The organism is Gaetbulibacter sp. NE, from assembly GCF_025548475.1.
In the GTDB taxonomy this organism is placed as follows: Bacteria; Bacteroidota; Bacteroidia; order Flavobacteriales; family Flavobacteriaceae; genus Gaetbulibacter_B; species Gaetbulibacter_B jejuensis.
In genome coordinates this window covers 84596-108400 of record NZ_JAOQHY010000001.1, presented here as the reverse complement: position 1 = coordinate 108400, position 23805 = coordinate 84596, and the positions used below count along the sequence as shown (strand labels likewise).

The 23805-nt window shown below is 33.6% G+C and carries 24 protein-coding genes and 2 tRNA genes; 16 read left to right on the top strand and 10 right to left on the bottom strand.

The genetic code is table 11. The annotated features are described in order from the left end of the window. Position 1 precedes the first annotated feature (1 nt). The 11 genes from tuf to OD803_RS00470 all read left to right on the top strand — a co-directional run bounded on the left by tuf (position 2) and on the right by OD803_RS00470 (position 13128). A complete protein-coding gene (gene tuf, locus OD803_RS00520; RefSeq protein ID WP_129759058.1) occupies positions 2–1189 on the top strand; it encodes an elongation factor Tu in 1188 nt (395 codons plus the stop codon). A 64-nt stretch (positions 1190–1253) separates the two neighbouring features. Continuing rightward, positions 1254–1326 (top strand) — tRNA-Trp (locus OD803_RS00515). Between the two features lie 16 nt (positions 1327–1342). After that, complete coding sequence (gene secE, locus OD803_RS00510) at positions 1343–1537, top strand: preprotein translocase subunit SecE (protein ID WP_129759057.1); 195 nt, start codon at positions 1343–1345, stop codon at positions 1535–1537. Between the two features lie 10 nt (positions 1538–1547). Next, positions 1548–2105, top strand: a complete 558-nt coding sequence (nusG, locus tag OD803_RS00505) for a transcription termination/antitermination protein NusG (protein WP_129759056.1) — start codon at positions 1548–1550, stop codon at positions 2103–2105. A gap of 70 nt (positions 2106–2175) precedes the next feature. Then, positions 2176–2616 carry a 50S ribosomal protein L11 gene (gene rplK / locus OD803_RS00500; RefSeq protein ID WP_129759055.1) on the top strand — a complete coding sequence of 147 codons (441 nt, stop codon included), beginning with the start codon at positions 2176–2178 and terminating at the stop codon, positions 2614–2616. A 12-nt stretch (positions 2617–2628) separates the two neighbouring features. Next, a complete protein-coding gene (gene rplA / locus OD803_RS00495; protein ID WP_129759054.1) occupies positions 2629–3318 on the top strand; it encodes a 50S ribosomal protein L1 in 690 nt (229 codons plus the stop codon). 18 nt (positions 3319–3336) lie between these two features. Further along, positions 3337–3858 carry a 50S ribosomal protein L10 gene (rplJ, locus tag OD803_RS00490; protein WP_129759053.1) on the top strand — a complete coding sequence of 174 codons (522 nt, stop codon included), beginning with the start codon at positions 3337–3339 and terminating at the stop codon, positions 3856–3858. A gap of 63 nt (positions 3859–3921) precedes the next feature. Beyond that, the gene (gene rplL, locus OD803_RS00485; protein ID WP_129759052.1) at positions 3922–4299 is read left to right on the top strand and encodes a 50S ribosomal protein L7/L12; all 378 of its coding nucleotides are present in this window, start codon (positions 3922–3924) and stop codon (positions 4297–4299) included. Positions 4300–4423: 124 nt separating this feature from the next. Continuing rightward, positions 4424–8236, top strand: a complete 3813-nt coding sequence (gene rpoB / locus OD803_RS00480; RefSeq protein ID WP_129759051.1) for a DNA-directed RNA polymerase subunit beta — start codon at positions 4424–4426, stop codon at positions 8234–8236. Between the two features lie 72 nt (positions 8237–8308). Beyond that, on the top strand, positions 8309–12610 hold the full coding sequence (rpoC, locus tag OD803_RS00475; RefSeq protein WP_134198792.1) for a DNA-directed RNA polymerase subunit beta': 4302 nt from the start codon (positions 8309–8311) through the stop codon (positions 12608–12610). A 200-nt stretch (positions 12611–12810) separates the two neighbouring features. Further along, positions 12811–13128: a DUF3467 domain-containing protein gene (locus OD803_RS00470; RefSeq protein WP_131505768.1), complete on the top strand. Its 318-nt coding sequence runs from the start codon at positions 12811–12813 to the stop codon at positions 13126–13128. Between the two features lie 128 nt (positions 13129–13256). On the opposite strand, the gene OD803_RS00465 is transcribed toward OD803_RS00470, so the two are convergent. Next, positions 13257–13484, bottom strand: a complete 228-nt coding sequence (locus tag OD803_RS00465) for a (4Fe-4S)-binding protein (protein ID WP_129759048.1) — start codon at positions 13482–13484, stop codon at positions 13257–13259. A 142-nt stretch (positions 13485–13626) separates the two neighbouring features. Continuing rightward, positions 13627–15213: a peptide chain release factor 3 gene (locus OD803_RS00460; protein ID WP_262731967.1), complete on the bottom strand. Its 1587-nt coding sequence runs from the start codon at positions 15211–15213 to the stop codon at positions 13627–13629. A 111-nt stretch (positions 15214–15324) separates the two neighbouring features. Here OD803_RS00460 and idi point away from each other — a divergent pair, with 111 nt between their 5' ends. The 5 genes from idi (at position 15325) to OD803_RS00435 (ending at position 17657) form a co-directional block, all read left to right on the top strand. After that, on the top strand, positions 15325–15849 hold the full coding sequence (gene idi / locus OD803_RS00455; protein ID WP_262731966.1) for an isopentenyl-diphosphate Delta-isomerase: 525 nt from the start codon (positions 15325–15327) through the stop codon (positions 15847–15849). Beyond that, the gene (locus tag OD803_RS00450; RefSeq protein WP_262731965.1) at positions 15846–16256 is read left to right on the top strand and encodes a 6-pyruvoyl trahydropterin synthase family protein; all 411 of its coding nucleotides are present in this window, start codon (positions 15846–15848) and stop codon (positions 16254–16256) included. Before idi ends, OD803_RS00450 begins: the two co-directional genes overlap by 4 nt. A 3-nt stretch (positions 16257–16259) precedes the next feature. After that, positions 16260–17231 carry a type I phosphomannose isomerase catalytic subunit gene (locus OD803_RS00445; RefSeq protein ID WP_262731964.1) on the top strand — a complete coding sequence of 324 codons (972 nt, stop codon included), beginning with the start codon at positions 16260–16262 and terminating at the stop codon, positions 17229–17231. Between the two features lie 26 nt (positions 17232–17257). Continuing rightward, positions 17258–17527: a hypothetical protein gene (locus OD803_RS00440; RefSeq protein WP_262731963.1), complete on the top strand. Its 270-nt coding sequence runs from the start codon at positions 17258–17260 to the stop codon at positions 17525–17527. Positions 17528–17583: 56 nt separating this feature from the next. After that, positions 17584–17657: transfer RNA gene (locus OD803_RS00435), tRNA-Thr, on the top strand. A 151-nt stretch (positions 17658–17808) separates the two neighbouring features. Here the strand turns inward: OD803_RS00435 and OD803_RS00430 are convergent. The 8 genes from OD803_RS00430 to OD803_RS00395 form a co-directional block, all read right to left on the bottom strand. After that, positions 17809–18531, bottom strand: a complete 723-nt coding sequence (locus tag OD803_RS00430; protein WP_262731962.1) for a DUF4369 domain-containing protein — start codon at positions 18529–18531, stop codon at positions 17809–17811. 23 nt (positions 18532–18554) lie between these two features. Continuing rightward, positions 18555–19886, bottom strand: coding sequence for a DUF819 family protein (locus OD803_RS00425; protein WP_262731961.1), 1332 nt, complete (start codon positions 19884–19886; stop codon positions 18555–18557). Positions 19887–19944: 58 nt separating this feature from the next. Beyond that, the gene (locus OD803_RS00420; protein ID WP_129759040.1) at positions 19945–20124 is read right to left on the bottom strand and encodes an Arc family DNA binding domain-containing protein; all 180 of its coding nucleotides are present in this window, start codon (positions 20122–20124) and stop codon (positions 19945–19947) included. After that, positions 20117–20626: a hypothetical protein gene (locus OD803_RS00415; protein ID WP_262731960.1), complete on the bottom strand. Its 510-nt coding sequence runs from the start codon at positions 20624–20626 to the stop codon at positions 20117–20119. The genes OD803_RS00420 and OD803_RS00415 overlap by 8 nt, the downstream gene beginning before the upstream one ends. Continuing rightward, positions 20626–20793 carry a DUF4177 domain-containing protein gene (locus tag OD803_RS00410; RefSeq protein ID WP_129759039.1) on the bottom strand — a complete coding sequence of 56 codons (168 nt, stop codon included), beginning with the start codon at positions 20791–20793 and terminating at the stop codon, positions 20626–20628. The genes OD803_RS00415 and OD803_RS00410 overlap by 1 nt, the downstream gene beginning before the upstream one ends. A gap of 4 nt (positions 20794–20797) precedes the next feature. Continuing rightward, a complete protein-coding gene (locus OD803_RS00405; RefSeq protein WP_262731959.1) occupies positions 20798–21658 on the bottom strand; it encodes an SPFH domain-containing protein in 861 nt (286 codons plus the stop codon). A 242-nt stretch (positions 21659–21900) separates the two neighbouring features. Then, the gene (locus OD803_RS00400; RefSeq protein ID WP_262731958.1) at positions 21901–22827 is read right to left on the bottom strand and encodes an alpha/beta hydrolase; all 927 of its coding nucleotides are present in this window, start codon (positions 22825–22827) and stop codon (positions 21901–21903) included. Positions 22828–23201: 374 nt separating this feature from the next. Then, the gene (locus OD803_RS00395; RefSeq protein ID WP_262731957.1) at positions 23202–23801 is read right to left on the bottom strand and encodes an alpha-ketoglutarate-dependent dioxygenase AlkB family protein; all 600 of its coding nucleotides are present in this window, start codon (positions 23799–23801) and stop codon (positions 23202–23204) included. Between the last annotated feature and the right edge of the window lie 4 nt (positions 23802–23805).

Sequence of the window (23805 nt, the reverse complement as noted above, 5' to 3'; positions counted from 1 at the left end):
CATGGCAAAGGCAACTTTCGATCGTTCAAAACCACACTTAAACATTGGTACTATTGGACACGTAGATCACGGTAAAACAACTTTAACTGCTGCTATTACTAAAGTATTAGCTGATGCAGGTTTTTCAGAAGCAAGATCATTTGATCAAATTGATAACGCTCCAGAAGAGAAAGAAAGAGGTATCACTATTAATACTTCTCACGTTGAATATCAAACAGCTAATCGTCACTATGCTCACGTTGACTGTCCAGGTCACGCGGATTACGTAAAGAACATGGTAACTGGTGCTGCTCAAATGGATGGAGCTATTTTAGTTGTTGCTGCAACTGATGGTCCTATGCCACAAACTCGTGAGCACATCCTTTTAGGTCGTCAAGTAGGTATTCCAAGAATCGTTGTATTCTTGAATAAAGTTGATATGGTTGACGATGAGGAGTTATTAGAGTTAGTAGATATGGAAGTTAGAGATTTATTAAACTTCTATGAGTATGATGGAGATAATGGTCCTGTAGTTTCAGGTTCTGCATTAGGTGCATTAAACGGAGAACAAAAGTGGGTTGATACAGTAATGGAGCTTATGGAAGCTGTTGATAACTGGATTGAAGAGCCACAACGTGATATGGATAAGCCTTTCTTAATGCCTATCGAAGATGTATTCTCTATTACAGGTCGTGGTACTGTAGCAACTGGTCGTATCGAGACTGGTGTTGCTCAAACTGGAGATCCAGTAGAAATTATTGGTATGGGAGCTGAGAAATTAACTTCTACAATTACTGGTATTGAAATGTTCCGTCAAATTCTTGATAGAGGTGAGGCTGGAGATAACGCTGGTATCTTATTAAGAGGTATTGAGAAAACTCAAATCTCTAGAGGTATGGTAATTACTAAGCCAGGTTCTGTAACTCCACACCAAAAGTTCAAAGCTGAGGTTTATATCCTTAAGAAAGAAGAAGGTGGACGTCACACTCCATTTCACAACAACTACCGTCCACAGTTCTACGTACGTACAACTGACGTAACTGGAAACATTGCGCTTCCTGATGGAGTTGAAATGGTAATGCCTGGAGATAACCTTACTATTACTGTTGAATTAATTCAACCAATTGCAATGAACGTAGGTTTACGTTTTGCAATCCGTGAAGGTGGTAGAACAGTAGGTGCTGGTCAGGTAACTGAAATTTTAGATTAAAATTTTAATATAGAATATTAAATTAAGGTGTCTTGTTTTTAGCAAGACGCCTTGATTTATATTTACGGGTTTAGCTCAGTTGGTAGAGCACTGGTCTCCAAAACCAGGTGTCGGGAGTTCGAGTCTCTCAACCCGTGCAAATAAGAAAAACAGATGGCAGGAATTATTAATTATATAAAAGAATCCTTTGAGGAATTAAAGAATAATGTATCATGGCCAACTTGGTCTGAAGCACAAAACCTAACAGTGTTGGTTGCAGTGTTTTCAATTATTTTCTCACTCGCTATTTGGGGTGTTGACACTGTTTTTAGTAAAGTTATTAAAGCGTATTTTGATTTAATTGGCTAAAACAAATTTGATGTCTGAAACAAAAGGAAATAAAAAGTGGTATGTAGTTAGAGCTGTAAGTGGTCAGGAAAACAAAATTAAAACTTATATAGAGAATGAAATTTCTCGATTAGGTTTAGAAGATTTTGTTGATCAAGTTTTGGTTCCTACTGAAAAAGTGATTCAGATACGTAACGGAAAAAAAACACATAAAGAACGTGTGTATTTTCCAGGTTACATTATGATTCAAGCTAATTTAAGTGGTGAAATACCACATATTATAAAGTCAATAACAAATGTTATTGGATTTTTAGGCGAAACAAAAGGAGGAGATCCTGTGCCTTTAAGACAGTCTGAAGTAAATAGAATGTTAGGTAAAGTAGACGAGTTGTCTGTAGATGCTGATGCTAATATCGCTATTCCTTTTACTTTAGGAGAAACTGTAAAAGTTATAGATGGACCATTCAATGGATTTGATGGTACTATCGAAAAAATAAATGAAGAAAAGCGTAAACTTGAAGTAATGGTTAAAATTTTCGGAAGAAAAACACCATTAGAGTTAAGTTATATGCAAGTTGAAAAAGTTTAATAATTGTTACCATATATAGTATGTCTTTTTGCTTCCAAATTAAAAGGCGTACAAAACTAAATTTATTAAAATGGCAAAAGAATTAAGTAAAGTAGTTAAGCTACAAGTTAGGGGAGGTGCAGCGAATCCGTCGCCACCAGTTGGACCCGCTTTAGGAGCTGCTGGAGTTAATATTATGGAATTTTGTAAGCAATTCAACGCTAGAACTCAGGATAAACCTGGTAAAGTTCTTCCTGTTGTAATTTCTGTTTACAAAGACAAATCTTTTGATTTTGTAATTAAAACTCCACCTGCAGCTGTACAATTATTGGAAGCGGCCAAAGTAAAAAAAGGATCTGGTGAACCTAACCGAAAAAAAGTAGCTAAAGTAACTTGGGATCAAGTTAAAGCGATAGCTGAAGATAAAATGCAAGATTTAAATGCATTTGAAATTTCATCAGCTATGAAAATGGTTGCAGGTACTGCAAGATCAATGGGTATCACAGTTAAAGGCGGTGAAGCACCTAACTAAAAAATTTTTGAAATGGCAAGAATAACAAGAAAGCAAAAAGAAGCAAGAGCTAAAGTTGAGAAGAATAAATTATATTCTCTTGAAGAAGCTTCGGCTTTATTAAAAGAAATAACTTACACAAAATTCGATGCTTCAGTTGATTTAGCTGTAAGATTAGGAGTTGACCCTCGTAAAGCAAACCAAATGGTAAGAGGTGTAGTTTCTCTTCCACATGGTACAGGTAAAGACATGAAAGTGTTGGCACTTGTAACACCAGATAAAGAAGCAGAAGCTAAAGAAGCTGGAGCTGATTATGTTGGTTTAGACGAGTACTTACAAAAAATTAAAGATGGTTGGACAGATGTTGATGTTATCATCACTATGCCAGCTATTATGGGTAAGTTAGGACCATTAGGTAGAGTATTAGGACCAAGAGGTTTAATGCCAAACCCTAAAACTGGAACTGTAACAATGGATGTTGCTAAGGCTGTAGCCGAAGTAAAAGCAGGTAAAATTGATTTTAAAGTAGATAAAACAGGTATTGTACACGCACCAATAGGAAAAGCATCTTTTAGTGCTGATAAATTGGTAGGTAACGCAAACGAGTTATTATCAACTTTAATAAAATTAAAACCAACTGCAGCTAAAGGTACTTACGTAAAAAGTATTTACATGTCTAGCACAATGAGTCCAAGTATATCAATAGATACAAAAATAGGATAGTAGTTAAACTTTAATATTATGACAAGACAAGAAAAATCACAAGTAATTGAAGAGTTAACTGCTCAACTAGCAGATAATACCAATATTTATATTGCTGATATATCTGGATTAAACGCAGGAAACACTTCAGATTTACGTAGAGCTTGCTTTAAAGCTAACGTAAAACTAGCTGTAGTTAAAAATACATTACTAACAAAAGCTATGGATGCTTCAGAAAAAGATTTTGGAGATTTACCATCTGTACTTAAAGGTAACACTTCAGTAATGTATTCTGAAACTGGTAATGCTCCAGCAAAAGTAATTAAAGCATTCCGTAAAAAATCTGATAAGCCTTTGCTTAAAGGAGCTTTTATTGAAGAAGCAATTTACATTGGTGATGAGCAATTAGATACTTTAGTTGATATCAAATCTAGAGAAGAGTTAATTGGTGACATAGTAACATTGTTACAATCGCCAGCTAAGAACGTTGTTTCAGCTCTTAAATCAGGAGGTGGTAAACTAGCAGGTATCATTAAAACATTATCCGAAAAAGAAGGATAATAATCAATTAAGTACGCACTTAAACAAATTATATTATTTAAAAAATTATTAAAACGATAGAAAATGGCAGATTTAAAAGATTTCGCAGAACAATTAGTTAATTTAACAGTAAAAGAAGTAAACGAATTAGCTACAATTTTAAAAGACGAATATGGTATCGAACCAGCTGCTGCTGCTGTTGCAGTTGCTGCAGGTGGAGCTGCTGCAGGTGGTGAAGCTGCAGAAGAAAAATCAGAATTCGATGTAATCCTTAAAGCAGCAGGTGCTTCTAAATTAGCAGTTGTAAAATTAGTTAAAGAATTAACTGGTTTAGGATTAAAAGAAGCTAAAGAATTAGTAGATGGTGCACCAAGCGCTATCAAAGAAGGCGTTTCTAAAGACGAAGCTGAAGGTTTAAAAACTTCTTTAGAAGAAGCTGGAGCAGAAGTTGAGCTTAAGTAAGCTTAACCCATAGCCTACAAATTATGGTTTAGGTCTAGAGGTTGCCTCTAAGACCTAAACCCTTTTGTGTATATAAATGTATACGCAAACAAAATTATTTTTTTAATCAAAATCTCGTTCATCGATGTTAGCAAAAAAAGCTGAAAGATTAAATTTCTCTTCTATTGTAAATAGAACTGAATATCCAGATTTTTTAGATATTCAGATTAAATCCTTCCAGGATTTTTTCCAGTTAGAGACGAAATCAGAAGAAAGAGGGAACGAAGGTCTTTACAACACCTTCATGGAAAATTTCCCAATCACAGACACACGTAATCAATTTGTATTAGAGTTTTTGGATTATTTTATTGATCCACCAAGATATACCATTGAGGAATGTATAGAAAGAGGTCTAACATATAGTGTTCCACTTAAAGCAAGGTTAAAATTATACTGTACAGACCCTGAGCATGAAGATTTCGAAACTATTGTTCAGGATGTGTATTTGGGTACAATACCTTACATGACACCTAGTGGTACATTTGTTATAAATGGAGCAGAGCGTGTGGTTGTTTCCCAATTGCATAGATCACCTGGTGTTTTCTTTAGCCAGTCGTTCCATGCAAACGGAACCAAGCTATATTCGGCAAGAGTAATTCCTTTTAAAGGTTCTTGGATAGAATTTGCTACAGATATCAATAGCGTTATGTACGCTTATATTGATAGAAAGAAAAAATTACCTGTTACAACACTTTTCCGTGCTATCGGTTTTGAGCGCGATAAAGATATTCTTGAAATTTTTGATTTAGCTGAAGAAGTTAAAGTATCAAAATCAGGATTAAAGAAAGTAATTGGTCGTAAACTAGCTGCTCGTGTACTTAACACATGGCATGAAGATTTCGTTGATGAGGATACTGGAGAAGTTGTATCTATCGAGCGTAACGAAATTGTTTTGGACCGTGATACAATTATAGATAAAGATAATATAGAAGAAATCCTTGAAGCAGGTGTAAAAACTATTCTTTTACATAAAGAAAGTGCACAACAAGGAGATTATGCTATTATTCACAATACATTACAAAAAGATCCAACAAACTCTGAAAAAGAGGCTGTTGAACATATTTACCGTCAATTACGTAATGCTGAGCCGCCAGATGAGGAAACAGCACGTGGTATTATTGACAAATTGTTCTTCTCAGACCAACGTTATTCATTAGGTGAAGTAGGTCGTTACAGAATGAACAAAAAATTAGGTCTTGATATAGGAATGGATAAGCAAGTACTTACCAAAGAGGATATCATTACCATTATAAAATATTTAATTGAGCTTATTAACTCTAAAGCAGAGATTGATGATATCGATCACTTATCTAACCGTCGTGTACGTACAGTAGGAGAGCAATTGTCATCTCAGTTTGGTGTTGGTTTAGCTCGTATGGCTCGTACTATTCGTGAGCGTATGAACGTTCGTGATAACGAAGTGTTTACACCTATCGATTTAATTAACGCGAAGACTTTATCTTCAGTAATTAACTCGTTTTTTGGTACAAACCAGTTATCTCAATTTATGGATCAAACCAATCCATTAGCTGAGATTACTCACAAACGTCGTTTATCAGCTTTAGGACCTGGAGGTCTTTCTAGAGAAAGAGCTGGTTTCGAGGTACGTGACGTTCACTATACACACTACGGAAGATTATGTCCAATTGAAACTCCTGAAGGACCAAACATTGGATTAATTTCTTCACTTTCAGTTTATGCTAAAGTAAACTCAATGGGATTCATTGAAACGCCTTATAGAAAAGCTGAAGAGGGAGTTGTTGATATCAAAAATGCGCCAACATATTTAAGTGCTGAAGAAGAAGAAGATATGTTGATTGCTCAGGCTAATATTCAAGTAGATGATAAAGGAAAAATCCTTGAAGACAAGATTATTGCTCGTCAAGAAGGTGATTTCCCTGTAATAGACCCTGTAAACGTTCATTATACTGATGTTGCTCCTAACCAAATTGCATCTATATCTGCATCGTTAATTCCATTCTTGGAGCATGATGATGCAAACCGTGCATTGATGGGATCAAACATGATGCGTCAAGCAGTACCATTATTACGTCCGCAAGCTCCTATTGTAGGAACAGGTCTTGAGCGTCAAGTAGCTTCAGATTCAAGAGTATTAATAAATGCTGAAGGAAATGGAGTTGTAGAGTATGTTGATGCTAATGAAATTGTAATTAAATACGAGCGTACAGAAGAAGAAGCAATGGTAAGTTTTGATAGCGATACTAAAACTTATCCACTTGTAAAATTCAGAAAAACTAACCAAGGTACTTCAATCAACTTAAAGCCAATTGTAACAAAAGGAGATAAAGTTGTAAAAGGACAAGTACTTTGTGAAGGTTATGCAACTGAAAACGGAGAACTTGCTTTAGGAAGAAACATGAAAGTAGCCTTTATGCCTTGGAAAGGGTATAACTTTGAGGATGCGATTGTGATTTCTGAAAAAGTAGTTCGTGACGATATATTTACTTCTATTCATATTGATGAGTACTCATTAGAAGTTAGAGATACCAAGTTAGGTAACGAAGAGCTTACTAATGATATTCCTAACGTTTCTGAAGAGGCAACTAAAGACCTTGATGAAAACGGTATGATTAGAATTGGTGCTGAGATTAAACCAGGTGATATCTTAATTGGTAAGATTACACCAAAAGGAGAAAGTGATCCAACACCTGAAGAAAAACTTTTAAGAGCAATTTTTGGAGATAAAGCAGGTGATGTTAAAGATGCATCACTTAAAGCTTCGCCTTCATTACATGGAGTTGTAATCGACAAAAAATTATTCTCAAGAGCAATTAAAGATAAGCGTAAAAGAGCAAAAGATAAAGAAGATATCGAAGCTCTAGAGAACATCTACTACAAGAAGTTTGATGACTTAAAAGATGTATTAGTAGAAAAACTATTTGCTATCGTAAATGGTAAAACTGCTCAAGGTATCTTTAACGATCTTGGAGAGGAAATTATACCTAAAGGTAAAAAGTACACGCTAAAAATGTTAAATGCTGTTGATGATTATACGCACTTAACATCTGGTACTTGGACTACTGATGATCATACCAATGCACTAGTTGCAGACTTAATCCACAACTATAAGATTAAGGAAAATGATCTTCAAGGTTCATTACGTCGTGAGAAGTTTACCATCTCTGTTGGTGACGAGTTACCAGCGGGAATTATCAAATTAGCTAAGGTTTATGTTGCTAAAAAACGTAAACTTAAAGTAGGTGATAAGATGGCAGGACGTCACGGTAACAAAGGTATTGTAGCACGTATTGTTCGTCAAGAAGATATGCCTTTCCTTGAAGATGGAACTCCAGTTGATATTGTATTAAACCCACTTGGTGTACCATCGCGTATGAACATTGGTCAGATTTATGAAACTGTTCTTGGTTGGGCAGGTCAAAAATTAAACCGTACTTACGCTACACCAATTTTTGATGGAGCTACATTAGATCAAATTAATGAGTTTACTGATGAAGCAGGTGTACCAAGATTTGGACATACATACTTATATGATGGTGGTACAGGAGATCGTTTTGATCAACCAGCAACAGTAGGTGTAATATACATGATCAAATTAGGTCACATGATTGACGATAAGATGCACGCTCGTTCTATTGGACCATACTCATTAATTACGCAACAACCACTAGGTGGTAAAGCACAATTTGGTGGTCAGCGTTTTGGAGAAATGGAAGTTTGGGCACTTGAAGCTTATGGAGCATCAAGTACTCTACGTGAAATCTTAACAGTAAAATCTGATGATGTTATAGGTAGAGCTAAAACTTACGAAGCTATCGTAAAAGGAGAGCCAATGCCAGAACCAGGACTACCTGAATCTTTCAACGTATTAATGCACGAATTGAAAGGATTAGGATTAGATATTAGATTAGAAGAATAAATTTTAAGTGAATTCGTTTTGGTCTTCTTTTAATGGAGACCAAAGCGATTAACTATAGACTATAAAGTTATTATGGCTAGAAAACAAGATAAGAATACAGTACAGAGATTTAATAAAATCTCAATTGGTTTAGCATCTCCTGAATCTGTTTTAGCAGCTTCACGTGGTGAAGTTTTAAAACCAGAAACTATTAATTATCGAACACATAAACCTGAACGTGATGGTTTATTCTGTGAGCGTATCTTTGGTCCTGTTAAGGATTTTGAGTGTGCTTGTGGTAAATATAAAAGAATACGCTACAAAGGAATTGTTTGTGACCGTTGTGGTGTTGAAGTAACTGAAAAGAAAGTACGTAGAGATAGAGTAGGACACATTAACTTAGTGGTTCCTGTAGCTCATATATGGTATTTCCGTTCACTTCCAAACAAAATAGGTTACCTTCTTGGATTACCATCTAAGAGATTGGATATGATTATTTACTACGAACGTTACGTAGTAATTCAACCAGGTAATGCTAAAAATGCCGAAGGTGAACCATTACAAAAAATGGATTTCTTAACGGAAGAAGAATACTTAAATATTCTTGAAACGCTTCCACAAGAAAATCAATATTTAGAAGATAACGATCCTAATAAGTTTATTGCTAAAATGGGAGCTGAGTGCTTAATTGACCTTTTAGCAAGAATTGATTTAGACGAATTATCATACGACTTACGTCATAAAGCAAACAACGAAACGTCTAAACAACGTAAAACTGAAGCTTTAAAACGTTTACAAGTTGTAGAAGCGTTTAGAGACTCAAATGCTAATCGTGAGAATAAGCCTGAGTGGATGATTATGAAAGCTATTCCAATCATTCCGCCAGAATTGAGACCTCTAGTGCCTTTAGATGGTGGTCGTTTTGCTACATCTGACTTAAATGATTTGTATCGTCGTGTAATTATCCGTAACAACCGTCTTAAGAGATTGGTTGAAATCAAAGCTCCTGAAGTAATCTTACGTAACGAAAAACGTATGTTACAAGAGTCTGTTGATTCATTATTTGATAACACACGTAAGTCATCAGCAGTAAAAACCGATTCTAACCGTCCATTAAAATCGTTATCCGATTCATTAAAAGGTAAGCAAGGACGTTTCCGTCAAAACTTACTAGGTAAACGTGTTGATTATTCTGCACGTTCGGTAATTGTTGTTGGACCAGAATTAAAATTATTTGAATGTGGATTGCCTAAAAACATGGCAGCTGAACTTTACAAGCCTTTCATTATTAGAAAACTGATTGAAAGAGGTATTGTAAAAACAGTAAAATCTGCAAAGAAAATTATAGATAGAAAAGAGCCTGTAGTTTGGGATATCTTAGAAAATGTTCTTAAAGGACATCCAGTATTACTAAACCGTGCTCCTACATTACACAGACTTGGTATTCAAGCATTCCAGCCTAAACTTATCGAAGGTAAGGCAATCCAGTTACACCCATTAGTGTGTACTGCATTTAATGCCGATTTTGATGGTGACCAAATGGCTGTTCATTTACCATTAGGACCAGAAGCTATATTAGAAGCACAATTATTAATGTTAGCTTCTCACAATATTTTAAACCCAGCTAACGGTTCACCAGTAACAGTACCATCTCAGGATATGGTTCTTGGTCTTTACTACATGACTAAGCTTCGTAAAACTGACGAAACTTTTACTGTAAAAGGTGAAGGATTAACTTTCTATTCTCCAGAAGAAGTAACTATTGCTTACAATGAGAAGAAAGTTGATTTAAATGCTGGAATTAAAGTAAGAACTAAAGACTTCAATGAAAACGGTGAGTTAACTACCCAAATTATTGAAACTACAGTAGGTCGTGTATTATTTAACGAAAAAGTACCTGAAAGAGCAGGTTATATCAACCAGGTTTTAACTAAAAAATCGCTTAGAGATATTATTGGTAACATTTTAAAAGTTACTAGTGTACCTGAAACAGCTGAGTTTTTAGATGAAATCAAAACTTTAGGATATAAGTTTGCATTCCAAGGAGGATTATCGTTTAGTTTAGGTGATATTATTATTCCAGCTGAAAAGCATACTATGATTGACAAAGCCAATGGTTTAGTTGATGGTATTATGGCTAACTATAACATGGGATTAATTACCAATAACGAACGTTACAATCAGGTTATTGATATTTGGACTTCTACAAATGCTGAATTGACAGAGTTGTCTATGAAGCGTATTCGTGAAGACCAACAAGGATTTAACTCGGTATATATGATGCTTGATTCTGGAGCTCGTGGATCTAAAGAACAGATTCGTCAGCTTACAGGTATGCGTGGTTTGATGGCAAAACCGAAAAAATCTAATGCAGGAGGTGGAGAAATTATTGAAAACCCAATTCTTTCTAACTTTAAAGAAGGTCTTTCAATTCTTGAATACTTTATCTCAACGCATGGTGCTCGTAAGGGTCTTGCCGATACAGCACTTAAAACTGCAGATGCAGGATACTTAACACGTCGTTTAGTTGACGTATCTCAAGATGTAATTATCTACAGTGAAGATTGTGGAACATTAAGAGGTATTGAAGTTTCTGCACTTAAGAAAAACGAAGAGATTGTTGAAAAACTTGAAGATAGAATAGTAGGTCGTACTTCATTAAATGATGTTTATGATCCTATTACTGAAGAGTTATTAGTAAGTGCTGGTGAGCATATTAATGATAGCATCGCTAAAGCTATTGGTAACTCTGCAATTGAGTCTATCGAAGTACGTTCAGCATTAACTTGTGAAGCTAAAAAAGGTATCTGTGCTAAGTGTTATGGACGTAACCTAGCTACTGGTAAAATGGTACAACGTGGTGAAGCTGTAGGTGTAGTTGCTGCACAATCTATTGGAGAACCTGGTACACAGCTTACACTTCGTACATTCCACGTAGGTGGTATTGCTGGTAACATTTCAGAAGAAAACAAACTTATTGTTAAGTTTGATGGTATTGCAGAAATTGAAGACCTTAAAACAGTTAAGAGCACTGATAGTGAAGGTAATGAAGTAGATGTAGTGATATCAAGAACTTCTGAACTTAAACTTGTTGATGCTAAAACTGGTATTACTTTAAGTACTAATAATATACCTTACGGTTCGTTCATTTATGTTAAGAGTGGACAAAAAGTAAGCAAAGGAGATACAATTTGTCAATGGGATCCATATAACGGAGTTATTATTTCAGAATTTGCTGGTAAAGTAAAATATGAAAACATTGAGCAAGGTATCACTTACCAAGTAGAAATCGATGAACAAACAGGTTTCCAAGAAAAAGTAATTTCTGAATCTAGAAATAAGAAGTTAATACCAACACTTCATATCGAAGATTCTAAAGGAGAAGTTATTCGTTCTTATAACTTACCTGTTGGAGCTCACCTTATGATTGATGATGGAGAAAAAATTAAGGTTGGTAAAATCTTAGTTAAGATACCACGTAAATCTGCAAAAGCAGGTGATATTACAGGAGGTTTACCTCGTGTAACCGAGTTGTTCGAAGCACGTAACCCTTCTAATCCTGCTGTTGTAAGTGAGATTGATGGTGTTGTGTCTTTCGGAAAAATCAAGAGAGGTAATCGCGAAATCATTATTGAGTCTAAAGTTGGTGAAGTAAAGAAATACTTAGTGAAGTTATCTAATCAAATTCTTGTACAAGAAAATGATTATGTAAAAGCAGGGATGCCTTTATCTGACGGATCAATTACTCCAGATGACATCTTAAACATTAAAGGACCATCTGCAGTACAACAATACTTAGTTAACGAAGTACAAGAAGTATATCGTTTACAAGGTGTGAAAATTAACGATAAGCACTTTGAAGTTGTTGTAAGACAAATGATGCGTAAAGTACGTATTATTGATTCTGGTGATACAATTTTCTTAGAAGACCAATTAGTTCACAAATCTGATTTTATCGAAGAAAACGATAAGATATTTGGAATGAAAGTGGTAGAAGATGCGGGAGATTCTGCAACTTTAAAACCAGGACAAATCATTACTTTAAGACAGTTAAGAGACGAAAACTCAATATTGAGAAGAGAAGATAAGCAATTGGTAACTGCTAGAGAAGCACAACCAGCAACTGCAACTCCAATCTTACAAGGTATTACAAGAGCTTCGTTACAAACTAAGTCATTTATATCTGCTGCATCATTCCAGGAAACTACTAAAGTACTGAATGAAGCTGCTGTAAATGCTAAAGTAGACGATTTAGAAGGTCTAAAAGAAAATGTAATTGTTGGTCATAGAATTCCTGCAGGAACAGGTGTAAGACGATATGATAGTATTATCGTTGGCTCTAAAGAGGAATTTGATGAGATGATGAAAGCAAAAGAAGAAATGAACTATAATTAAATGATACCAAGACTTTAAGTGTTGTAAAACAAATTGAAGTCTTTAGGTTGATTTTATCCCAATATAAATTGGGAACTCTTTAAAAGAGTAAATTATATAAAATTTAAGAATCCCGTGACTATATCTCGGGATTCTTTTTTTAAATTGTAAAATGTAATAATAAGTTTTCCACTTATGTGGAAATAAAAAATAAAATTTCAATGGCAGACGAACAAAATAAAAAGAAGCAAGGACAAATTAATATAGAACTAGACGAGAAAGTAGCTGAAGGAACCTATTCTAATTTGGCAATTATTAACCATTCGGTTTCAGAATTTGTTGTTGACTTTGTAAGTATTATGCCTGGGACTCCAAAGAGTAAGGTAAAATCAAGAATTATATTAACACCACAGCATGCTAAACGATTACTTAAAGCATTAGGTGATAATGTACATCGATTTGAAAAAGCCCATGGTGAAATTAAAGATTACGAGCAACCACCAATTCCGTTAAATTTCGGTCCAACAGGTCAAGCTTAATCAGAGATTTGAATTTGTTGTTGCTCGACATGTTTACACGAGCAACCACCAATTCCGTTAAATTTCGGACCAACAAGTCAAGCATAAATAATAAAAAAGCCTTTTGAATTTTTCAAAAGGCTTTTTTATTAAGCAACTTCTTTATTATACGAATAGCTTAAAGCTCCCGAAGGACATTTTTTAACTTGTTTGATAATTTTTTTAGTGGATGCACCATCAAGATCTATCCATGGTATAACCGATTGCCTAAAAACATTAGATAATTCGTTAGCACAACGCTCAGCATGGACACACTTACATGGTTTGAAGGTTACAGTAATATCTTTATTACTGAAACTATTAGAAAAAGTTTCCATAAGTAGATCAATTTGGGGTTATCTGTAAATCAATGTAAAAATTCAAAACCGAATTTCAATGAAATTTTCGATAACTGACACATTTTTAACACTAAAAATGCCTTTTCGTATAAAATTTCTTACTGAAAAACAGGGTTTTTAATTAAAATTCTGATGTAAAATGAAATTTAATACTTGGGTATTTTTGCTGTGTCATTTGTAATGAAAATGCCGAATCTGCTAAAAATACAAGTTGCCCTTGTTTGTCTTTTGCCAAAAAGCGTTGTTTTACCCTTAAAAATTCTTTGTACTCTTCGTTTTTTTCATCTTCAGGGTCAACCCAACATGCTTTATGTACATTAAGGTTTTCATAAGTACACTTAGCTCCATATTCGTGTTCTAATCGATATTGAATAACCTCGTACTGTAAAGCACCAACTGTACCTATAACTTTTCTACCATTTAATTCTAAAGTAAATAATTGGGCAACACCTTCATCCATTAACTGGTCAATACCTTTGTAAAGCTGTTTGGATTTTAAAGGATCAGCATTATTAATATACCTGAAATGTTCAGGAGAGAAACTAGGTATACCTTTGTAGTTTATAGTTTCACCTTCAGTTAAGGTATCACCAATTTTAAAGTTTCCTGTATCGTGCAATCCTACAATATCTCCAGGATAAGAAACATCAACAATTTCTTTCTTTTCAGCAAAAAAGGCATTAGGACTAGAGAACTTAAGCTTTTTACCATGACGTACATGTAAATAAGGTGTATTCCTTTTAAAAGTTCCAGATACGATTTTTATAAATGCTAAACGGTCTCTATGGTTAGGGTCCATATTAGCATGAATTTTAAACACAAAACCAGTAAAATCTTTTTCTTCTGGGTTAACTAAGCGCTCTTCACTTTGTTTTGGTCTAGGTTTAGGAGCAATTTCTATAAAGCAATCTAATAACTCTCTTACACCAAAATTGTTTAAAGCAGAACCAAAAAACACAGGTTGCTGTGTACCGTTTAAGTAGTCTTCTTTTTCAAAAGCAGGATAGATGCCTTCAACTAATTCTATTTCTTCTCTTAGTGTATTTGCCGATTTTTCTCCTATGAGTTTATCTAATTCTGAAGAGCTTAAATCGTTAATTTCTATGGTTTCTTCAATATTCTTTCTACTGTCACCACTAAAAAGATTAATGTTTTTCTCCCAAAGGTTATAAATACCTTTAAAGTCGTAACCCATACCAATTGGGAAACTCATAGGTACAACGCTCAAACCTAGTTTTTGCTCAACTTCATCTAAAAGATCAAACGCATCTTTGCCTTCTCTATCCAATTTATTGATAAATACAATCATTGGAATATTACGCATTCGGCAAACTTGAACTAGTTTTTCGGTTTGCTCCTCAACACCTTTAGCCACATCAATAACAACAATTACGCTATCAACAGCTGTTAGTGTTCTAAAAGTATCTTCAGCAAAATCCTTGTGTCCAGGAGTATCAAGAATATTAATTTTTATACCATCGTATTCAAATGCCAAAACAGAAGTAGCAACAGAAATTCCACGCTGACGCTCAATTTCCATAAAGTCACTAGTAGCTCCTTTTTTTATTTTGTTACTTTTTACAGCTCCTGCTTCTTGTATTGCACCACCAAAAAGTAATAGTTTTTCAGTAAGTGTTGTTTTTCCAGCATCTGGATGCGAAACGATACCAAAGGTTCTACGTTTCTTTATTTCGTTGATAAAACTCATAATCTTGCAAATAGGCTGCAAAGATACTGTTTATATTAAGATTTCAGAATTACGATTTCAGAATTTGTATAGAGAATGTTATTATTAATTTTTTAGTGGTATTTTTGTGATATGATTGAAGAACACGTTATACTTGTTGATGAAAACGATAAGCAAATAGGCTTAATGTCTAAAATGGAAGCGCACGAAAAAGCATTACTGCATAGAGCTTTTTCTGTATTTGTTTTTAACAACAACAATGAACTAATGTTACAGCAACGTGCAGCTGATAAGTACCATTCGCCTTTATTATGGACAAATACTTGCTGTAGTCACCAAAGAGAAGGGGAAGCAAATATAGAAGCTGGTAAGCGACGTTTATTTGAAGAAATGGGGTTTGTTACTGAACTTGAAGAGACAACATCTTTTATTTATAAAGCACCTTTTGATAATGGCTTGACAGAACATGAATATGACCACATCATGATAGGATATTATAATGATACACCAAACATAAATCCTGATGAAGTTGCAGATTGGAAGTGGATGACTCTTGATGCTGTAAAAGAAGACATCAAGCAACAACCAGAAATTTACACAGCTTGGTTTAAAATTATTTTTGATAAATTCTACCAACACATAAACATTGTAAAATGATTGTTACCGTAAGTAGAAAAGCACATTTTAACGCAGCTCATAGATTGTACAGAAAAGATTGGAGCGATGAAAAGAATGTCGATGTTTTTGGAAAATGTAGCAATCCAAATTTTCATGGACATAATTACGAGTTGATAGTAAGTGTAACAGGACCTATCAATAAAGAAACAGGTTATGTTATAGACATTCAAGACTTAAAAGATATTATAAAAGAAGAAGTTGAAGATGCCTTTGACCATAAAAACCTAAATGTAGAAGTTGAAGAGTTTAAAGATTTAAACCCTACAGCCGAAAACATAGCAGTAGTTATTTATAATAAGGTAAAACCTAGACTAAATTCAACACTAGACTTAGAAATTAAACTTTTTGAGACGCCTAGAAATTTTGTAACCTATTCTGGATTATAACACATGAAAAATATTCTTTATCCTATAAAATTCACACCTATTTTAAAAGATAAAATTTGGGGTGGACAAAAACTAAAAACGTTATTAAATAAGACCTCAGATTTACCAAATATTGGAGAGAGCTGGGAAATTAGTGATGTAGAAGGTGATACATCTGTAGTTGCAAATGGAGCATTAAAAGGTCAAACCTTAAAGCAAATACAAGAAACCTATAAAGAAGATTTAATAGGACTTCAAAACTATAGAGTTTTTGGTAATAAGTTTCCGTTACTTATCAAGTTTATCGATGCAAAACAAGATTTATCTATTCAATTACATCCCAATGATGAATTGGCTGCAAAGCGACACAATTCATTTGGGAAAACCGAAATGTGGTATGTAATGCAAGCCGATGAAGGTTCGAATTTAATAGTTGGGTTTAACCAAAAAATGGATGCTGAAACCTATTTATCGCATTTAGAAAATAAAACGCTTACAGAAATTTTAAATTTTGATAAAGTTAAAGTAGGTGATACTTATTTTATAGAAGTTGGTCGTGTGCACGCTATTGGAGCAGGAGTAGTGGTTGCTGAAATACAACAAACCAGCGATATTACTTATAGAGTTTATGATTGGGATAGAGTAGATGATGAAGGAAACGAAAGAGAACTTCACAACGATTTAGCCATTGATGCTATTGACTTTGAAATGGAAGATAATTTTAGAGTTAGTTATGAAAAAGCTAAAAATCAATCTAATAAAATGGTTAGTTGCCCATATTTTACCACAAGTTATTTAGATGTTGATAGTACACTTAAAAAAGAAAATAATCACGATTCATTTTTGATTTACATGTGTGTTGAAGGAGAAGTACAAATAACTACAGATAGTGGAACTGAAACTATTAAAAAAGGAGAAACAATACTACTTCCTGCAGCAGTAAAGAATTATGAAATAACTTCGGAAAATGCGAAGCTATTGGAAGTTTATGTTTAATTTTGCGACAATAAAAATTTATAATTATGGCAAACGTTAGAAACCTTAAAAAAGACATTAATTACGTTTTAGGTGATATTATTGAAGCTGTTTATGTATGGGAATACAACAACACTGATAAAGACACTAAAAAAAGCGAAGCAATTATTGATGAAGCTATAGAAACTTTTGATTCTTTAATAGCAAAGGTGAACGATAAAAAAGTAGAAGATAAGAAAGCACATTTTAAAGCTATCAACCAAGAGTTGGAAGATAAAGGAAGAGCTTTAATCGAAAAAATTAATAAACTAAGCTAAAACAGAAAAAAATGTTTGCAAATATAATTTTCGCGATTATATTTGCATCCTGTTTCGCCGATATAGCTCAGCTGGCTAGAGCAGCTGATTTGTAATCAGCAGGTCGTGGGTTCGAGTCCCTCTATCGGCTCTTAATATTAAACTCTAACTGTAAAACAGTTAGAGTTTTTTTATTTAAAACTATTAAATAGGGATGAGAAGTTTATCCTGAGCGAAGTCGAAGGAAGTCCCTCTATCGGCTCTAAAATAAAAAATCCCAAACATTACGTTTGGGATTTTTTTTATTCAATGTTTTCTTCGTCTGATTTCCGTTGCTCAATAGTTTCTTTTAATTGCTTACCGTACTTAGAGTTTTTAATATTTTCATCAAGCGAATCGTATATGGTTTCTAAATACTTTACCGTGGTATTTGGTATTTCGCTTAAGGCTAAATAAGGAGCAACTTCACTGTTTTTATTATTTACAGCAAAATTTATTGTGTAAAGGTATTTACGTTTTAAAAGGCTATTGTATTCTTTGTCAAAATCGAAACTAGTGGTATCGTTTTCTTTTTTAGCTTCAAAGTTTTCTTTTATAAGGTCAAGATTTTTGTCATTAAAACGAGACATCATCATTATGTATTCGTCTAATCGTTTTTGTTGTTCAGAACCTTTTATTTGAGCATCATAATTAAAGTTTTTAAGTGTAGAACTTATTTCTGTAACACCTTTATCTGCAAAAAAAGCAATAACGCCTTCGTCATTGTCGTTTTTGTCTAAGGTTAAAAACAAAACTTCTGGTTCTTCTAAGTCGCTGTGTAATTCAAACTCAGAATTGCCATTAATAGCTAAGGAATCTAGCGTTACCATTAAGCTATCTTGTTGCTTTTGTAAATAAACAGTACCTTTTTTTAATCCTGTTACATGGCCTTTTAAAGTGAAGTTTGTGTCTTTTTTATTTTCTCCACAAGAAATAATTAGTAAAGCTATTACTAAAAGGCTAAAAAGTTTAAAGTGTTTTGTCATATTAAAATTTAAAAAATCATTAATTAAGTTATAGGAGCAACTATTCTCATAAGTTCTGCAGTAAGCATAGCACCATAGGTTCCAACAACATATCCAAATACTGCTAGAATAACACCTACAGTTGCAAGCGATGGATGAAAGGCTGCAGCAACCACAGGAGCAGAGGCAGCACCACCAATATTTGCTTTACTACCAACAGCTAAGAAGAAATATGGCGCTCTAATTAGTTTTGCTACTAAAAATAGTAAAGCAACGTGTATTGCCATCCAAACTAGACCAACAACAATTAGTCCTGGATTGTCAACTATTTTAGTAAGATCCATTTTCATACCAATAGATGCAACGAGAATATAAATAAATACACTACCAATTTTACTAGCTCCTGCACCTTCATATTTTTTCATCTTGGTAAAGGATAAGATGATTCCTAAAATAGTAGCTATTGTAATCATCCAGAAAAATTGAGATCCAAATGAAGACCAAGCGGATTTTTGATCACTTACAGCATCGAAGTTAGCTACTAAAAATTCAGAAATTTCATTAGCACCAAAATGAGCAATTCCTACAACAGTAAAAGCAATACCTAAAATCACCATAAAATCGGCTAATGTTGGGTTTCTAGAAATACTAGCAGCATAACTAGATACTTTTTCTTTAAGGGTTTCAATAGAACTGTTATCAGCTTTCAGCCATTTATCAATTTTTTCTTGTTTACCAATTCCTAATAAAAGGATAGCCATCCATATATTAGCAACAACAATATCAACAATTACCATTCCTGCATAATTTGCTGTATTGTATTCATAAATTTCTAACATAGCAGCTTGATTAGCACCTCCACCAATCCAACTTCCTGCTAAAGTAGAAAGACCTCTCCAAACAGCGTCAGGACCAGCTCCACCAACAGTTTCAGGAGATACTAATGCAATTAAAAATACAGCAATAGGTCCGCCAATTATGATTCCTAACGTACCTGTTCCAAACATAGCAAGAGCTTTCCAGCCTAGGTTAAATACAGCTTTTAGGTCGATACTAATAGTCATAAGTACCAAAGCAGCTGGAAGCATAAATCTACTAGCAATGTAATAGGCTTGAGATTTACCTGTTACTTCTACTAATGAGCCTTCGGCGTTTTCAAATCCCCATTCTGGAGCAATTATCCCAAAAGTAGTTAAAGCTGCAGGCAGCATATATGCCATTAATAATGCAGGTATGTATTTGTAGAATTTTTTCCAAAAACTATTTTCACTTGTGGAAGTATAAAAAACAAAACCTAATGCTAGCATTAACAACCCAAATACTATAGTGTCTTGGGTGAATAAAGGTTTTACTTCGGTTAATTGCGTTGTGTCCATAAACTAAAATTTAAAGGCGCAAAATACCAAAATAAAAGCGCATAAAAAAGCGACATTGTTAAGTGTCGCTCTCGTTATTTTTTTTTGGTTTTGGTTGTCTGTTTTTTTCTTTAAGGTATTGCATGAGCATCCACTCAATTTGACCATTGGTACTTCTAAATTCGTCTGAAGCCCATTTTTCAATTGCTTTGAGCATATCTTCATTTATTCTTAGTGCAAAGGCTTTCTTTTTAGACATTGTTACTATGGTTTAACTGTGTTTTGTAATATGTTATGGCGTTTTCAGCTTCTATTTGTTTTTTTGTACCTATGAGTAGTTTTTTTCCATTGGCTAACTCTAGTTGAATACCAATAGTTCCTGAAACATTAATAGCTTTTCCTTTAGATTTATTCCAATCACCTTTTATTCCCCAACCACCATATTCTGAAATGGGTTCATAGGTTCTAATATAAGCTTTGTTTATAGATTTCCAAGAAATGGTATTGTATTTTAAATGCAACGGAAAGAATTTATAATGAATTCCTAACTCGTCAATTTTAGTGGAGAGTTTAAATATAAAAATCAATCCTGAGAAAAATATAAGAAGTAGAATTATTAAAATAAGTTCTAGCGTTGAAATGGAGTTTTGATTTTTAAAATATTCAACGCATACCAATATAATAGGAATAATTGCACTTATTGCAATAAGTGCAATTAACCATAATTGATTAAATCGTTGTTCTTCTTTAAAAACTCTCATTATCTATTTTTATCGCGTTCAAAAACTATAAATGAAATAATGTGTTGATTAGGTGTAATAGTTGTGACACGCCAACCTTCTTTTGCATATTTGTTTAAGATTTCCTCAAGTTTTTCGGTTGGGTTTCTCCATCCTAATTTTGGTTTTATGACTTTGTATTCTTTCATAATCTTAATGACTTAAAGTTCCTGCATTTACAACTGGTGAAGCTTCTTTGTCTCCACATAATATAACCATAAGGTTGCTTACCATTGCTGCTTTGCGCTCGTCGTCTAACTCAACAATTTCTTTTTTGTTTAGTTCGTCTAGAGCCATTTCTACCATACTAACTGCGCCTTCAACAATTTTATGGCGCGCAGCAACAATAGCAGTAGCTTGTTGACGCTTAAGCATTGCATTTGCAATTTCTTGTGCATACGCTAGGTAACCAATTCTAGCTTCCAATACTTCAATTCCTGCAATGGATAGTCGCTCGTCAATTTCTTTTTCTAGAGCGTTGCTTACTTCATTTACACTTGAGCGAAGTGTGATATCTTCGTCGTGACCTTCATCGGCAAAATTGTCGTAAGGATACATACTTGCCAGTTTACGAACAGCAGCATCAGTTTGTACACGTACAAAGTTTTCATAATTGTCTACATCAAAAGCTGCTTTGTAAGTGTTTTGTACTCTCCAAACTAAAATTGTACTGATCATAACAGGGTTTCCTAGCTTGTCGTTCACTTTTAAACGTTCGCTATCAAAGTTACTTGCTCTTAAAGAAATCTTCTTTTTGGAGTAAAATGGGTTTACCCAATAGAAGCCATTCTTTTTTACGGTTCCTACATATTTACCAAAAAGTAATAAAACTCTAGAGCCATTAGGTTGTACCATAAGAAACCCAAAGGCTAAGATTAATGAAGCAACAATACCAAAAGCTGACCATCCTGTTTCTGTAATAAATATTAGTGCAATGCTTCCAAAGAATAGTACTAAAAAAAGGAATAACATTAAATAGCCATTAGCTGGAACGATAATTTTTTCTTCTTTCATGATTGATTAATTTAAAATGATATTAAAATGATATTATAAAGATATAACTTATCTCATTAGTATGCAAAAATTAATTTTTGTTACAGAAGCCAAAAAAATAATTTTTGGCACGACTATTGTATTTAAATAAGTGTAATTGATTAATAGCTTAAGAAGCGAGTTAAATATTACATTTGGTTGGTTAGTTAATAAGAAAAGCACCTGGTTTCAGGTGCTTTTTTGTTTGTAGTAAAATGTTGAAATTACTTTGTTATAAAACCAGAAATGGTATCAATAAGCTCTGGTGTTACTTTATGATGTGATTCGTTATACGATTTAAAATTAACCAAGTCATCACCTTCAATACTAAAAAGAACATGGTTCATTTTATCTATTAGCTTTAACTCAGCACTAGGGTTTGAGTCTTTTAGTCGGTTAGCATCTTCAACGCCAACTTGCAAGTCGTTAGTACCATTTACAATAAGTATAGGTATTTGTAGAGATTTTAAAATGTCTTGTGGATTGTATTGCATCCAGTTTATCATAAACGGTTGTATGTCTTTACCCAGAAAAGAAGACAAAACAGGAGGGTAGTTGCTGGTGGTTTTACCTTCTTGCAATACCGAAAATATTTTCTTGGTGTCTTCTAAATAGGCTGGAGCAGTTTGCTCTACTTGTTTGATAATGATTTTATCAATAGTTTGACTTGCACCAGCTATGGAAATAAACCCATCAACATCTTTTTCAGCAGCAATCATTCCTATTAAACTCCCTTGACTATGACCAATAATATAAATTTTTGAATAGGTGTTTTGAGATTTAAAATAGTTTACCACATCAATGGCATCAGTTACAAAATCGTCAAACATTATAGTGTTATCCAACTTTCCTGTTGCTATCAACTTTATGGTACGTTTGTCATACCTAAAGGTTGCAATACCATTATTGGTTAAGCCTTCAGCAAGTTTTTTAAGACTGTTATTTCTTGCAAAGTTTTGATTACCATTTCGGTCAACAGGTCCTGATCCTGCTATAATAATCGCCAATGCTGGTTGCTCAACAGCGCTTGGAACTAGTAAAGTCCCTTCAATAAGAGTATTTACTGCAATCTCTCTTGCAGTAAAATTTTGTGAAAATCCTTTTGATGAAAACAAAAGCAATACAATTGCAAAATTTATATAGTGTTTCATTGTGTTTTTCAATCTTGTCAAGTCTGTTTCAAAAGTATAGAAAATCAATATTTGTTTGATTGTATAACGACAAATTATTTAAAATATTAGAACGTAAACAGAAGTTTTAAAAGTGTATTTTATCGATAAAACGTATTATTTTATCGTTAAATGTTAAAGTTTAATGCATTTCATCGATTTAATATGTATTTAAACAGATTTTTTAAAATATAATTCTACATTTGAAGTGTACTAAAATTTAGTTTTTAGTTCAATGGATTAATTAATTAATATTTGCATTATGTTGTTGGCTTAGAGACCCTAAATCTACAACCGTAATAAAAAGCAAATTAGGAAAACCGAGATTGAGGGATCTCGGTTTTTTCTTTTTATAGCTATACTATAGTTCTAAATGTTAAGTTGATGCGTTCTCCAATAATTTTTTTGGTCTTTGGAATTTGGTGTAGCCAATAGTGTTGCATTTCTCCTTTCATTATTAGCAAACTACCATGTTCTAAAATAAGCTTGTGTTTTTCGTCTTTTAGTTGTCTGTGTTTAAAATGAAAAGCTCTTTGAGCTCCAAAACTCAATGAAGCAATTACTGGGTTTTTACCCAATTCTTTTTCATTATCAGCATGCCAACCATTACTGTCATTACCATTTCGATATAAGTTTGAAAGTACAGATGTAAATTGATGTTCAACAGTTTTCTCTACATCAGTTTTAATCTGTTTTAACTCGTCAGTAAAGGGTAGAGGAGTCATTGTTATGTTAGAGTAAGCATAAGGTTTGTTATTGTTGGCATACAATGCAGTTAGTCTTGGTTGTTTGTAAGTTTTACCAAAAACCTTAATATCATCTTGCTGCCATGATATGATTTTTCTTAGTCTGCTAAAATACTGGTCGGCTTGAGAGTTGTTATAAAAATTAGGAATATAAATAAGTTCAGCATTTGGAAACTGAAAGGTTGTTTTTTCGTTTAAAAACAAAGTCATAGCC

What these genes read in the sequence shown, in the direction of transcription:
- OD803_RS00395 (WP_262731957.1), bottom strand. Translation starts at nt 23,801, where the DNA reads ATGACTTTGTTTTTAAACGAAAAAACAACCTTTCAGTTTCCAAATGCT.
- OD803_RS00445 (WP_262731964.1), top strand. Translation starts at nt 16,260, where the DNA reads ATGAAAAATATTCTTTATCCTATAAAATTCACACCTATTTTAAAAGAT.
- tuf (WP_129759058.1), top strand. Translation starts at nt 2, where the DNA reads ATGGCAAAGGCAACTTTCGATCGTTCAAAACCACACTTAAACATTGGT.
- OD803_RS00415 (WP_262731960.1), bottom strand. Translation starts at nt 20,626, where the DNA reads ATGAGAGTTTTTAAAGAAGAACAACGATTTAATCAATTATGGTTAATT.
- rplA (WP_129759054.1), top strand. Translation starts at nt 2,629, where the DNA reads ATGGCAAGAATAACAAGAAAGCAAAAAGAAGCAAGAGCTAAAGTTGAG.
- nusG (WP_129759056.1), top strand. Translation starts at nt 1,548, where the DNA reads ATGTCTGAAACAAAAGGAAATAAAAAGTGGTATGTAGTTAGAGCTGTA.
- OD803_RS00460 (WP_262731967.1), bottom strand. Translation starts at nt 15,213, where the DNA reads ATGAGTTTTATCAACGAAATAAAGAAACGTAGAACCTTTGGTATCGTT.
- rplJ (WP_129759053.1), top strand. Translation starts at nt 3,337, where the DNA reads ATGACAAGACAAGAAAAATCACAAGTAATTGAAGAGTTAACTGCTCAA.
- OD803_RS00470 (WP_131505768.1), top strand. Translation starts at nt 12,811, where the DNA reads ATGGCAGACGAACAAAATAAAAAGAAGCAAGGACAAATTAATATAGAA.
- OD803_RS00405 (WP_262731959.1), bottom strand. Translation starts at nt 21,658, where the DNA reads ATGAAAGAAGAAAAAATTATCGTTCCAGCTAATGGCTATTTAATGTTA.
- secE (WP_129759057.1), top strand. Translation starts at nt 1,343, where the DNA reads ATGGCAGGAATTATTAATTATATAAAAGAATCCTTTGAGGAATTAAAG.
- rpoB (WP_129759051.1), top strand. Translation starts at nt 4,424, where the DNA reads ATGTTAGCAAAAAAAGCTGAAAGATTAAATTTCTCTTCTATTGTAAAT.
- OD803_RS00430 (WP_262731962.1), bottom strand. Translation starts at nt 18,531, where the DNA reads ATGACAAAACACTTTAAACTTTTTAGCCTTTTAGTAATAGCTTTACTA.
- OD803_RS00450 (WP_262731965.1), top strand. Translation starts at nt 15,846, where the DNA reads ATGATTGTTACCGTAAGTAGAAAAGCACATTTTAACGCAGCTCATAGA.
- OD803_RS00440 (WP_262731963.1), top strand. Translation starts at nt 17,258, where the DNA reads ATGGCAAACGTTAGAAACCTTAAAAAAGACATTAATTACGTTTTAGGT.
- rpoC (WP_134198792.1), top strand. Translation starts at nt 8,309, where the DNA reads ATGGCTAGAAAACAAGATAAGAATACAGTACAGAGATTTAATAAAATC.
- OD803_RS00465 (WP_129759048.1), bottom strand. Translation starts at nt 13,484, where the DNA reads ATGGAAACTTTTTCTAATAGTTTCAGTAATAAAGATATTACTGTAACC.
- rplL (WP_129759052.1), top strand. Translation starts at nt 3,922, where the DNA reads ATGGCAGATTTAAAAGATTTCGCAGAACAATTAGTTAATTTAACAGTA.
- OD803_RS00420 (WP_129759040.1), bottom strand. Translation starts at nt 20,124, where the DNA reads ATGTCTAAAAAGAAAGCCTTTGCACTAAGAATAAATGAAGATATGCTC.
- rplK (WP_129759055.1), top strand. Translation starts at nt 2,176, where the DNA reads ATGGCAAAAGAATTAAGTAAAGTAGTTAAGCTACAAGTTAGGGGAGGT.
- OD803_RS00400 (WP_262731958.1), bottom strand. Translation starts at nt 22,827, where the DNA reads ATGAAACACTATATAAATTTTGCAATTGTATTGCTTTTGTTTTCATCA.
- OD803_RS00425 (WP_262731961.1), bottom strand. Translation starts at nt 19,886, where the DNA reads ATGGACACAACGCAATTAACCGAAGTAAAACCTTTATTCACCCAAGAC.
- idi (WP_262731966.1), top strand. Translation starts at nt 15,325, where the DNA reads ATGATTGAAGAACACGTTATACTTGTTGATGAAAACGATAAGCAAATA.
- OD803_RS00410 (WP_129759039.1), bottom strand. Translation starts at nt 20,793, where the DNA reads ATGAAAGAATACAAAGTCATAAAACCAAAATTAGGATGGAGAAACCCA.